Below are 12,063 nucleotides of genomic sequence, written 5' to 3'. Positions count from 1 at the left end.
AGTGTCGGTGGGGCCTACTAACCTGCCACCCGTGAGCCCGGACAGCCCACCCACCAGCACCGTTCCCGACGACGCGCGGGAGCGGCACGCCGCCCTGGCCACCGAGGTCGCGGACCACCAGTTCCGGTACTACGTGCTCGATGCGCCCGTGGTCTCGGACGGCCAGTTCGACGAGCTGTGGCGCGCGCTGATCGCGCTGGAGGAGGAGTTCCCGGAGCTCCGCACGCCGGACTCGCCCACCCAGAAGGTGGGCGGCCGGTTCTCCACCGAGTTCACGGCGTACGACCACCTCGAACGCATGCTCAGCCTGGACAACGCGTTCAGCGAGGAGGACCTGCGCTCCTGGGCGGAGCGGACCGTCCGCGAGGTGGGGGCGGACCTGCACTACCTGTGCGAGCTGAAGATCGACGGACTCGCGGTGAACCTGCTGTACGAGAACGGGGTGCTCACCCGAGCGCTCACCCGGGGGGACGGGCGCACGGGCGAGGACATCACGCTCAACATGCGCACCCTCGAGGAGGTGCCCGAGAAGCTCACCGGCACCGAGGAGTTCCCGGTGCCCGAGCTCGTCGAGGTGCGCGGCGAGGTGTACTTCCGGCTCGAGGACTTCCAGCGGCTCAACGCCGCGCTGGTCGAGGCGGGCAAGCCGCCCTTCGCGAACCCGCGCAACACCGCGGCCGGCTCGCTGCGGCAGAAGGACCCGCGGGTCACCGCGTCGCGCAACCTGCGGCTGATCTGCCACGGGCTGGGCAAGCGCAAGGGCTTCACCCCGGTCACCCAGTCGCACTCCTACGAGGCGCTGCAGGCGTGGGGGCTGCCGGTCTCCACCCGCACCACCGTCTTCACCTCGATCGACGAGGTGGTGGCGCACGTCGCGTACTGGGGCGAGCACCGGCACGACATCGAGCACGAGATCGACGGCGTGGTGGTGAAGGTCGACGAGGTGGCCCTGCAGCGCCGCCTCGGCGCCACCTCCCGCGCGCCGCGCTGGGCGATCGCCTACAAATACCCGCCGGAGGAGGCCTTCACCAGGCTCCTCGACATTCAGGTCAACGTCGGGCGCACCGGGCGGGTCACCCCGTTCGCGGTCATGGAGCCGGTGCTGGTCGCGGGGTCCACGGTCTCGATGGCCACGCTGCACAACGAGGACGAGGTGCGCCGCAAGGGCGTGCTGATCGGCGACCGCGTGGTCATCCGCAAGGCGGGCGACGTGATCCCCGAGGTGCTGGGCCCGGTCACGGACGTGCGCACCGGCGAGGAGCGCGCGTTCGTCATGCCCACGCACTGCCCGGAGTGCGGGACGGAGCTGGTGCGACAGAAGGCGGGGGACGTCGACCAGCGCTGCCCCAACGCCCGGTCCTGTCCCGCGCAGCTGCGCGAGCGGCTGTTCCACGTGGCCGGCCGCGGGGCGTTCGACATCGAGGGCCTGGGCTACGAGGCCGCCACGGCGCTGCTGAAGTCCGGTGTGGTGCACGACGAGGGGGACGTGTTCGCCCTCACCGAGGAGGACCTGCTGCAGGTCGACCTCTTCCGCACCAAGGCGGGCGCATTGTCGGCCAACGGCCGCAAGCTGCTGCAGAACCTGGAGGCGGCGAAGGACCGGCCGCTGTGGCGGGTGCTGGTCGGCCTGTCGATCCGGCACGTCGGACCCACCGCCGCGCAGGCGCTGGCCCGCGAGTTCCACTCCATGGACGCGATCGAGCAGGCCGCGGCCACCGCGCGGGAGGAGACCGAGAAGGCCGGGGTGGAGATCACCTCGGACGGGTCCGCGGCCGAGGACCCCGACGGCGAGGCCGCCCCGGACACCGAGGCCACCCCGGACACCGAGGCCGCCGCCGACGCATCGGCCGAGGACGCCGATCCCGAGGCCCTCGCCGCCGAGGCGGAGCGGGCGCAGAAGGCGGCCACGCGCGCCCAGGCGAAGGCGGTCGCGACCGCACTGGCGCCGATCGCAGGCGTCGAGGGCGTGGGGCCCACGATCGCCGCCGCGGTGCGGGACTGGTTCACCGTCGACTGGCACCGCGAGGTCGTCGCGAAGTGGCGGGCCGCGGGCGTGCAGATGGTCGACGAGGTCGACGAGTCCGTCCCGCGCACCCTGGAGGGCCTGTCGATCGTCATCACCGGCTCGATGGAGAACTTCTCCCGGGACGAGGCCAAGGAGGCGATCATGGCCCGCGGCGGCCGGGCCGCCGGGTCGGTGTCGAAGAAGACGGCGTTCCTCGTGGCGGGGGACGCCCCGGGCTCCAAGTACGACAAGGCCGTCGAGCTCGGTGTCCCGGTGCTCGACGAGGAGGGCTTCCGCGTCCTGCTGGACCGCGGCCCGGACGAGGCCACCCGACACGCCGCAGCCGCATCGGGAGCGTGACACGCGTCAGCACTTGGAGGGATCTCCCGGCCCGGTCGCGCGGACCCGCGCGAGGGGCCCACTAGGCTCGCGGCTTCCGCTCCCCGCACGGGTCTGACCGGTCGTCGCGCCGTCCGGTGCCTGCGTGGGTTCGGCGCGGAATCGTTGCGGAGACGGAGGAGGCAGGGTGCTGCAGGCGGTTCTGAACGGTTCGCGTCCGGAGGACGCGCACCCGGCGCTGCCCGTCCTCGCCCGGCACCTCGCCCGGGACGCCCGCGCGGTCGCCCGCCTCGGCGTCGGCTCCGTGCACGTCCACCCGCGCGACCCGCTCGGCCACGAGACGATCGACCCGGTGCACGTGGGTGACGCGGTCGCGCTCATCCGCCAGGAGGCGCCCGGCGTCGAGATCGGCGTGACCACCGGCCGGTGGATCCAGCCGGACCCGAACCTGCGCATCGAGGCCGTGCTGAGCTGGGGCCGGCTCGGCCTGGGCAAGCCGGACGTCTGCTCGGTCAACGTGCACGAGAAGGGCTGGGTCGAGGTCTGCAAGGCGGCGGCGTCGGTGGGCATCGGCGTCGAGCTCGGCGTGTGGACCAGCGGCGACGCGGTCACGCTGCGGCAGAGCGGGGTCCCGCCGCGGACCGTGCGCGTGCTCGCCGAGTCGACCGTGGTGTCGGACCCGGAGACCGCGGTCGCCGAGGCCGTCCGGATCGTGCGCGCGCTCGGCCAGCTGCCCGTGCCGGTGCTGCTGCACGGCGAGGAGGACGGCGCCTGGCCGGTGCTGGAGTACGCGCTGCGGATGGGCGTCGACACCCGGATCGGCTTCGAGGACGTCCTGGTCCGGCCGGACGGCTGGCTCGCCACCGGCAACGACGACCTCGTCCGCGCCGCGCTCGCCATCCGCGTCTGACGGCCGCACGAACGACGGGGAAATCCCCGGGGTTCCCGCTCGGAGCGGTCGTCACCCCTGCCCGTCGAGCTTGTTGGTTGGGCAACAGAAACCAGCCGCACGCCGTGGCTGTGGTCGTGGTCGTGACCGATCCGTGATCCCTACCGTTGACGTCATGAGCTCCGCAAGCCGGTTTCGGGACAGCCGCGTGGCCCGGCGTGTCCGTGCCGCCGCCGGGCTGCTGATCACGCCCCTGGTGCCCGACGACGTCCTGGGCACGCTGAACCCGATGTGGTCGCGGTCCGCGCCCCGCGCCCGCGTGGTGCGGGTGGTCCGCGAGACCCCCGACACCACCACGCTCGTGCTGCGGCCGGGCACACCGTTCGCGCGGCACGTGCCCGGCCAGTACCTCGGGATCGGGCTGCAGGTCGACGGCGTCTGGCACTGGCGGACCTACTCGGTCACCTCGCGACCCGGCGACCCGTTGTTGTCCGTCGCCGTCACCGCGGTGCCCGGCGGGATCCTGTCCGGCCGGCTCGCGCACGGCACGCCGGTGGGCAGCGTCGTCGGGCTGGGCCCGGCCGCGGGGGAGTTCACGCTCCCGGAGCCCACCCCGGAGAAGCTGCTGTTCGTCACCGCGGGCAGCGGCATCACGCCGGTGATGGGGATGCTGCGCTCGCTCGACCCGGCCGCGCTGTCCGGCGCGGTCCTGGTGCACTGCGACCGCACGCCCGGCGACGTCGTGTTCGGCTCGGAGCTGCGCGCGCTGGCCGCGCGCACCGGGCTGCGGCTCGTCGAGCGGCACACCGCCGGGGAGGGCCGGCTCACCCCGGACACCCTCGCCGACGAGGTGCCGGACTGGGCCGTCCGCGAGACCTGGGCCTGCGGGCCCGCCGGTCTGCTCGACACCCTCGCCGAGCACTGGGAGCGGGCGGGCGACCCCGAGCTGCTGCACGTCGAGCGGTTCGCGCCCAAACGTGTCGGGAGCGCGGACGGTACCGGTGGCCGGATCACCTTCGCCACCAGCCGTCTCGTGGCCGACGCCGAGCCCGACACCCCCGTCCTGCTGGCCGGCGAAGCCGCCGGCGCCCTGCTGCCCAACGGCTGCCGCATGGGCATCTGCCACACCTGCGTCGGGAAGCTGCAGGCCGGCGCGGTCCGCGACCTGCAGTCCGGCGAGCTGATCGACTCCGCCGACCAGCCCGGCCGCCCCGTCCGCACCTGCGTCTCCGCTCCCACCGGCGACATCACCCTCGACCTGTAGACCCGTGCGCGCCGACCGCCCCCGGAGCGGCAGCACCACCCTCACCGAGCTGGAGAGACACCGCATGTTTCGTCGCGACCCCCAGGCCCCCGCCGGGACCGCCCCCGAGAACGTCTCCGCCGCCGCGCACCTCACCGACGAGCAGGTCGAGGCGCTCGGCGCGGAGCTCGACGCGATCCGCGAGGAGGTCGTGGCCTCCCGCGGCGAACGCGACGCCCGCTACATCCACGCCGTGATCCGCGCCCAGCGCGGGCTGGAGTTCGGCGGCCGCGGCCTGCTGCTCTTCTCGAAGTTCCCGCCGGCCTGGATCGCCGGGACCGCGGCGCTCTCGGTCGCGAAGATCCTCGAGAACATGGAGCTCGGACACAACATCCTGCACGGCCAGTGGGACTGGATGCGGGACCCGAAGATCCACTCGACGACCTGGGACTGGGACCACGTCGACCCGGCCGAGTTCTGGAAGCGCTCGCACAACTACGAGCACCACACCTTCACCAACATCCGCGGCAAGGACCGCGACCTCGGCTACACGGTCATGCGGATCACGCCGGAGCAGGAGTGGAAGCCCGCGGATCTGCTGCAGCCGCTCACCAACGTCGGGCTGTCCCTGATCTTCGAGTACGGCATCGCGCTGTACGACATCGAGACGGACAAGATCCGCAGCGGCGAGAAGAGCTGGGCCGAGGCGAAGCCGCAGATCGCCGCGACCCTGCGCAAGATCGGCAAGCAGGCGGCCAAGGACTACGTGCTGTTCCCGCTGCTGTCCGGGCCGTCGGCGCTGTCGACGCTCGTCGCGAACTTCACCGCGAACACGGTGCGGAACGTCTGGTCGCACGCGGTGATCTTCTGTGGGCACTTCCCGGACGGCACCGAAACCTTCGAGGAGGAGCGGCTCGAGGGCGAGACCCGGGGGCAGTGGTACATCCGGCAGATGCTCGGCTCGGCGAACCTGACCGGCAGCAAGGCCATGCACCTGATGACCGGTAACCTGTCGCACCAGATCGAGCACCACCTCTTCCCCGACCTGCCCAGCAACCGCTACGCCGAGATCGCGCCGAAGGTCCGCGACATCTGCGAGCGCTACGGTCTGCCGTACAACGCGGGGCCGCTGCCGACGCAGTACGCGAAGGTCTGGCGCAAGATCATCCGGCTGGCCTTCCCCGGCGGACACGAGCGCTACGGTGCCCCGAAGCCCACGCCCCGCAGCCGCATCGGCCGCGCCGTCCGCCGCGCCGCCCCGGCCCGCCTCGCCGCGTAGACCTCAGGGCTTGGCGTCGAGGGCACGCAGGCCGACCGTGAGCTCAAGGCGCTGGGCGGGATCGTCCAGCGCCTCGCCGTAGCTCTCCCGCAGGCTGGCGAGGCGGTAGCGCACCGTCTGCGGGTGCACGTGCAGGGCCGCCGCCGCGGTGCTGACGTCCCCGTGGGCGTCGAGCCACGCCCGCAGCGTCTCCAGCGCCCGCGCCGCCGCCCCGGAGGGCATGTCCTGCAACGGCCCGGTGACCCGGTCCCGCAGGTCGGCGGCGAGATCGGGAGCCCCGAGGAGCAGCAGCTCGACGAGGTGTGTGTCGGCGCGCAGGAGCGGGTCGCCGTCCCGGGCGAGCAGCCCCGCCGCGTGCGCCGGCCACGCGGACCGCGCCCGCGCCGCCGAGCGGTGCGCCTCGGCCGCCGGCACCACCGGACCCAGGACCGCGGACCTGTCCCGCAGGGCGGCGCGCACCACCTCGTCGAGCCCGTCCCGCACCGCGGGCACGAACGCGACCCCGGCCGGGTCGAGATCGGCCGCGACCGCGCCGGGGATCCGCGCGGCGACCTCCACGGCGCCGTCGACGACGAGGGCCGCCAGCCGGGCGGGCACCGTCCAGCCCGCCGCCGTGGCCAGCTTCTCGATCTCCGCCGCCTCGACCGGCGGCCGCGCGACCAGGGCCTCGACGAGGACGTTGCGCCGGGTCTGCAGGGAGCCCGCCTGCATGGCCTCCTCCTGCGCCCACCCGGCGACCGACGCCGCCGAGAGCTGCTCGACGTAGGAGAACAGGGCCTCGGCCAGCGCGAAGATGACGTCGGGCGGCAGGGCCCGGGCGACCGGGCTCTCGCCGACCGCCCGCCAGACGGTGCGGGTGCCGACCTGGTAGGCGCTCTGCAGGGCGGCCAGCGTGCGGCCCTCGCGGTGCTCGACGCGTCCCAGCTCGGCGTAGATCCGGGTGTCCGGCAGATCCGTGTCCGAGCCCAGCAGCCCGACGAACTGGTCCAACGCGACCGAGACGCCCTGCGTGATCCGGTTGCCGAAGTTGCCCTTCAACGGCCGCGCGTACTCCGCGACCTGTGCCCGGACCTCGGCGATGATCTCGTCTGTCGCTCCCACGACGTACGGGCGCAGCGCCTTGCCCGCCGCCGACGGGACGCGCGCCCAGGGCCGGTCCACGGTCGTCAGGACCCGAGGACAGTCGCGACGATGCCGGCGAGGTGGGTCAGCCGCGCCAGCTCCGACGGCCGGAACGCCGGCCCGCCCGGACGCCCGACGACCAGCGCCTTGGCGGGCAGCGAGCTGCCGAACGGCGCGGCGGCCAGCTCGGTGTCGAGCGCGCTCCACGGCTCGGGCACCCAGTGCACCTCGGGGTCGACGATCATCGCCTTGTCCAGCGGGAGCCACGGCAGGTCGCCGGCCCGCGTCTCCGGCGCGGCCGAGGAGTCGGCCAACCGGTAGGAGCGGCCCTCCTCGCGCACGGCGATGATCGCCCAGCCCGCGCGGAACAGCCGCGGGACCTCCTCCGCGAGTCGCTTCAGCCCGTGCTCGGGGTCGGAGGCGATCGCGTCGACCAGCTCGAGCTCGCGGTGGGTGTCCAGGCGTCCGCTGTAGGGCCGCACGGACTCCACCTGCACGCCGGGCACCGACTCGGCCGCGGTGATCAGGACGTCCGGCGGGCGCCCCGACGGCAGCTCGACGGCCAGGTCGTCGACCGCCTGCCCGTCCGTCCGCTCGACGACGTCGACGCCCAGGATGTCCGCCCCGGCGGCGCCGAGGGCCGTGGCGACCGCGCCCAGGATGCCCGGCTTGTCCGGCAGGACCACCCGGAGCAGGAACGACACTCCGCCACGCCTCCCTCTGACCGACCGCACGACACGACGGCGCCCACCCGCCGCGGCCGGGGGCGTCGCCGTGGGTCGATCCTGCCAAACCCGCGGGGGCCGGGCACAGGCGCAGGGGGTTGACAGCGCGGGCGAAACCCGTCGGCGGACCGTCGGTGGGCGCGAATAGACTCGGCAGGGCCGGGCCGCCCGAGCCCGCGGGCGCGAGTGACCAGGTCGCGTCCACCCCCAGAGCCCAACGCCGAAGGAACCCTCATGTCCCCCGACTCCGGGGCCATCTCCCGGGACGAGGTCGCGCACCTCGCCCGGCTGGCCCGGCTGGCCGTCACGGACGCCGAGCTCGACGTCTTCGCCGGCCAGCTCGACGTCATCCTCGGCGCCGTCGCCCGTGTGGGCGAGGTGGCGGCGGACGACATCCCGCCGACGTCGCACGCGGTGCCGCTGCAGAACGTCTTCCGGCCGGACGTCCGGCGCCCCGGGCTGAGCCAGGAGCAGGCGCTCGCGGGCGCCCCCGCCGCCGAGGAGGGCCGCTTCCGCGTGCCCCGGATCCTGGGGGAGGAGCAGTGAGCGAGCTCATCCGGCTGACGGCGTCCGAGCTGGCGTCGAAGATCCACTCCGGGGAGGTCTCGGCCGTCGAGGCCGCGCAGGCCCACCTCGACCGGATCGCGGAGGTCGACGGCGAGGTCCACGCGTTCCTGCACGTCGGGGCCGAGGCCGCGCTGGCCAACGCCGCGCTGGTCGACGAGGCGGTGCAGGCCGGCACCGCGCCCGCGTCCCCGCTGGCCGGCGTGCCGCTGGCGCTCAAGGACGTGTTCACCACCACGGACATGCCCACGACCTGCGGCTCGCGGATCCTCGAGGGCTGGCGCCCGCCGTACGACGCCACCCTCACGGCGCGGCTGCGCGCCGCCGGGATCACGATCCTGGGCAAGACGAACATGGACGAGTTCGCCATGGGCTCGTCCACCGAGCACTCGGCGTACGGGCCCACCCGCAACCCGTGGGACCTCTCCCGGATCCCCGGCGGGTCCGGCGGCGGGTCCGCGGCCGCGCTGGCCGCGTTCGAGGCGCCGCTCGCGATCGGCACCGACACCGGCGGCTCGATCCGCCAGCCCGCGGCCGTCACCGGCACCGTGGGCGTCAAGCCGACCTACGGCGGCGTGTCCCGCTACGGCCTCGTGGCCTGCGCGTCGTCGCTCGACCAGGGCGGTCCGTGCGCCCGCACGGTGCTCGACGCCGCGCTGCTGCACGAGGTCGTCGCGGGGCACGACCCGCTCGACTCCACCTCGATCGACGCGCCGGTGCCGGCCGTCGTCGAGGCCGCGCGGATCGGCGCGCAGGGCGACCTGTCCGGCGTGCGGATCGGCGTGGTCCGCGAGCTGGGCGGCGAGGGCTACCAGCCCGGCGTGCGGGCGTCGTTCGACGCGGCGCTGCGCCGGTTGGAGAAGCTCGGCGCCGAGGTCGTCGAGGTGTCCTGCCCGCACTTCGAGTACGGGCTGGCGGCGTACTACCTGATCCTGCCGAGCGAGGTGTCGTCGAACCTCGCCCGGTTCGACGCCATGCGCTACGGCCTGCGCGTCGACAAGGGCGCCTCGGCCGAGGAGGTCATGGCCGCGACCCGCGAGGCCGGGTTCGGCCCCGAGGTCAAGCGCCGGATCATCCTGGGTACGTACGCGCTGTCGTCGGGCTACTACGACGCCTACTACGGGCAGGCGCAGAAGGTCCGCACGCTGATCAGCCGGGACTTCGCCGCCGCGTTCGAGCAGGCGGACGTGCTGGTCAGCCCCACCACGCCGACCACCGCCTTCCCGATCGGCGAGAAGGTCGACGACCCGCTGGCGATGTACCTCAACGACCTCGCCACCATCCCGACGAACCTCGCCGGTGTCGCCGGCATGTCGGTGCCGTCGGGCCTGGCGGAGGAGGACGGCCTGCCGGTCGGCCTGCAGATCATGGCGCCCGCGCTGGGCGAGGCCGTGATGTACCGCGTCGGCGCCGCCTTCGAGGCCGCGCGCGACGCCGACGAGGGCGGGCCGCTGATCGCCCGCGTGCCGGAGGTCGCGAAGTGACAACCACCGCTCCCGCGCTGGTCGACTACGACGACGTCGTGGCCCGCTACGAGCCCACGCTCGGGCTCGAGGTGCACGTCGAGCTGTCCACCAACACGAAGATGTTCTGCGGCTGCCCGACCGACTTCGGCGCCGAGCCCAACACCCAGGTCTGCCCGACCTGCCTGGGCCTGCCCGGCTCGCTGCCCGTGGTCAACCAGGCCGCGGTCGAGGCCGCGATCCGGATCGGGCTGGCGCTCAACTGCTCGATCGCGCCGTGGGGCCGGTTCGCGCGGAAGAACTACTTCTACCCGGACATGCCGAAGAACTTCCAGACGTCGCAGTACGACGAGCCGATCGCGGTCGACGGCTGGATGGACGTCACGCTGGAGGACGGCGAGGTCGTGCGCGTGGGCATCGAGCGCGCGCACATGGAGGAGGACACCGGCAAGTCGCTGCACGTCGGCGGCGCGGCGGGCCGGATCCACGGCGCGGAGTACTCGCTGCTCGACTACAACCGGGCCGGTGTGCCGCTGATCGAGATCGTCACGAAGATGATCCCGGGCACGGGCGAGCGGGCGCCGGAGGTGGCGCGCGCGTACGTCACGCAGCTGCGGGACCTGATCAAGTCCCTCGGCGTCTCGGACGTCCGGATGGACCAGGGCTCCATGCGGTGCGACGTGAACCTGTCGCTCTCGCCCACGGGCTCCGGCGTGCTCGGCACCCGCACCGAGACCAAGAACGTCAACTCGCTGCGGTCGGTCGAGCGGGCCGTCCGGCACGAGATGCAGCGGCAGGCCGGCGTGCTCGACGGCGGCGGCGCGATCGTCCAGGAGACCCGGCACTTCGAGGAGCAGTCCGGCACCACCCGGCCGGGCCGCCGCAAGGAGACCTCGGAGGACTACCGGTACTTCCCGGAGCCCGACCTGGTGCCGATCGCGCCGAGCGCCGAGTGGGTCGAGGAGCTGCGCGGCACGCTGCCCGAGCTGCCCTGGGAGCACCGCAAGCGCATCCAGGAGGCCTGGGGCCTGTCGGACGAGGAGCTGCGGGACCTGGTCAACGCCGGGGCGCTCGAGCTCATCGAGGCCACCGTCGCCGCGGGCGCGCCCGCCGGCGAGGCGCGCTCGTGGTGGGTCGCGTACCTGGCCCAGCAGGCCAACGCCCGCGGCGTCGAGCTGGCCGAGCTGCCGATCACCCCGGCCCAGGTCGCACGAGTGATCGCGCTGGTCGCTGCCGGCGACCTCAACAACAAGCTGGCTCGCCAGGTGGTCGACGGCGTGCTGGCCGGCGAGGGCGAGCCGGACGAGGTCGTGGAGTCCCGCGGCCTCAAGGTCGTGTCGGACGACGGCGCCCTCATCGCCGCCGTCGACGAGGCCCTCGCGGCCCAGCCGGACGTCGTCGAGAAGATCAAGGGCGGCAAGGTCCAGGCCGCCGGCGCGATCGTCGGCGCGGTCATGAAGGCCACCAAGGGCCAGGCCGACGCCAAGCGCGTCCGCGAGCTGATCATCGAACGCTGCAGCTGAGCCCGCACACCGGGTCCACCACGGCGCCCGCGTCCCCGCTCGGGACGCGGGCGCCCCGGCGCAGGGAATCCCGTCAGCCCTGCAGTGCGACGAGGAAGGCCCTCAGGTCCGCCGGCCCCTGCGTCGCGATCGCGTGGACGCGGCGGAGGTCGGGCGTCGCATAGGCGTGCACCAGGAGGTTCCGGAAGCCTGCGGCCCTGGCGAGCCGGTCCGCGAGCTCCGCATCGATCGTCCCGGCGTCGCGGAGGATCCTGAAGGCGGCCGCGTACGTCTCGGGATTCCCGAGGCCCCGCCGCACACAGGTCGCCACCGCCAGATCGATCACGACCTGCACGGCCTGCCACAGGTGCAGCACCACCGTGTCGGACGCGGACGACATCGGGGTGAGGGCGTCGGGGTCGGCGGGCAGGTGCGCGGCGACCCGGTCCAGGTGTCGGACGACCGCGGCCGAGCGCTCGGCGAGGAGCTGCTCGTCGTCCGTCACCGGGCGCCGGCCCGCAGGTCGGCGAGGAGCCCCGCCTGGGCTGCGCGGATGACCGGACCCGCGTCGCACCAGTAGATCGTGGCGTCGACACGGAACCGCTCGACCACCCCCGGGGTGCGCTCGACCAGGGTGATTCCGTCCCGGGCCGCGCGGTAGCGGAGCAGAGCGCTCGCACGACCCAGGTCCACGACGTCCACCGCCTCGGTCCCGAGCGTGTCGACGAGCAGGGTGACCAGCGACGCGAGATCGGCGCCGTCCGACGAGAGGACACCGAGGTCCCAGTCGGAGTCCTGCCGGTGGTCGCCGCGCGCCCGCGAGCCGTGCAGGACGAGCGCGTCCACACCGGGGAAGTCGCGCAGCACGGCTCCACGCACCGCCCCGCCAGCTCCTCCGGGCTCATGGTGCGCAGCGTACCGACGATCCGTTC

At 73.8% G+C, this 12,063-nt stretch carries 11 protein-coding genes; 7 read left to right on the top strand and 4 right to left on the bottom strand.

Translation table 11 applies throughout. The features are described from left to right. Nucleotides 1-31 precede the first annotated feature (31 nt). From ligA to ACQP04_RS29910, 4 genes are all read left to right on the top strand, one after another. Nucleotides 32-2,365 (top strand): NAD-dependent DNA ligase LigA, encoded by a 2,334-nt coding sequence (ligA, locus tag ACQP04_RS29925; RefSeq protein ID WP_433503870.1) that lies wholly within the window; start codon nt 32-34, stop codon nt 2,363-2,365. Between the two features lie 166 nt (nt 2,366-2,531). Beyond that, complete coding sequence (locus ACQP04_RS29920) at nt 2,532-3,254, top strand: 3-keto-5-aminohexanoate cleavage protein (protein WP_037044851.1); 723 nt, start codon at nt 2,532-2,534, stop codon at nt 3,252-3,254. Between the two features lie 154 nt (nt 3,255-3,408). Next, nucleotides 3,409-4,497: a ferredoxin reductase gene (locus tag ACQP04_RS29915; RefSeq protein ID WP_433503869.1), complete on the top strand. Its 1,089-nt coding sequence runs from the start codon at nt 3,409-3,411 to the stop codon at nt 4,495-4,497. A gap of 64 nt (nt 4,498-4,561) precedes the next feature. Further along, a complete protein-coding gene (locus ACQP04_RS29910) occupies nt 4,562-5,755 on the top strand; it encodes a fatty acid desaturase family protein (protein WP_433503868.1) in 1,194 nt (397 codons plus the stop codon). A gap of 3 nt (nt 5,756-5,758) precedes the next feature. On the opposite strand, the gene ACQP04_RS29905 is transcribed toward ACQP04_RS29910, so the two are convergent. Together ACQP04_RS29905 and ACQP04_RS29900 are read right to left on the bottom strand one after the other, a co-directional pair. Further along, complete coding sequence (locus ACQP04_RS29905; RefSeq protein ID WP_433503867.1) at nt 5,759-6,916, bottom strand: PucR family transcriptional regulator; 1,158 nt, start codon at nt 6,914-6,916, stop codon at nt 5,759-5,761. 5 nt (nt 6,917-6,921) lie between these two features. Beyond that, complete coding sequence (locus tag ACQP04_RS29900; RefSeq protein WP_433503866.1) at nt 6,922-7,581, bottom strand: ACT domain-containing protein; 660 nt, start codon at nt 7,579-7,581, stop codon at nt 6,922-6,924. Nucleotides 7,582-7,836: 255 nt separating this feature from the next. Between ACQP04_RS29900 and gatC the strand changes: the two genes are divergently transcribed. Genes gatC through gatB form a run of 3 tightly spaced genes read left to right on the top strand, consistent with a single transcriptional unit; the run spans nt 7,837 to nt 11,152 of the window. After that, the gene (gatC, locus tag ACQP04_RS29895; protein ID WP_037044859.1) at nt 7,837-8,148 is read left to right on the top strand and encodes an Asp-tRNA(Asn)/Glu-tRNA(Gln) amidotransferase subunit GatC; all 312 of its coding nucleotides are present in this window, start codon (nt 7,837-7,839) and stop codon (nt 8,146-8,148) included. Then, entirely contained in the window at nt 8,145-9,650 is a 1,506-nt protein-coding gene (gene gatA / locus ACQP04_RS29890; protein ID WP_433503865.1) for an Asp-tRNA(Asn)/Glu-tRNA(Gln) amidotransferase subunit GatA, read from the top strand. The genes gatC and gatA overlap by 4 nt, the downstream gene beginning before the upstream one ends. Beyond that, on the top strand, nt 9,647-11,152 hold the full coding sequence (gene gatB / locus ACQP04_RS29885) for an Asp-tRNA(Asn)/Glu-tRNA(Gln) amidotransferase subunit GatB (protein ID WP_433503864.1): 1,506 nt from the start codon (nt 9,647-9,649) through the stop codon (nt 11,150-11,152). The genes gatA and gatB overlap by 4 nt, the downstream gene beginning before the upstream one ends. A 73-nt stretch (nt 11,153-11,225) precedes the next feature. Here gatB and hepT read toward each other — a convergent pair whose 3' ends face one another. Together hepT and mntA are read right to left on the bottom strand one after the other, a co-directional pair. Next, on the bottom strand, nt 11,226-11,636 hold the full coding sequence (gene hepT, locus ACQP04_RS29880) for a type VII toxin-antitoxin system HepT family RNase toxin (RefSeq protein WP_433503863.1): 411 nt from the start codon (nt 11,634-11,636) through the stop codon (nt 11,226-11,228). After that, nucleotides 11,633-12,010, bottom strand: coding sequence for a type VII toxin-antitoxin system MntA family adenylyltransferase antitoxin (gene mntA, locus ACQP04_RS29875; protein WP_433503862.1), 378 nt, complete (start codon nt 12,008-12,010; stop codon nt 11,633-11,635). The genes hepT and mntA overlap by 4 nt, the downstream gene beginning before the upstream one ends. Nucleotides 12,011-12,063 lie beyond the last annotated feature (53 nt).

Source organism: Pseudonocardia halophobica, assembly GCF_050948485.1.
In the GTDB taxonomy this organism is placed as follows: Bacteria; Actinomycetota; Actinomycetes; order Mycobacteriales; family Pseudonocardiaceae; genus Pseudonocardia; species Pseudonocardia halophobica.
Note: the sequence above shows the minus strand (reverse complement) of the source record. Positions and strands in the feature narration are given on the sequence as shown.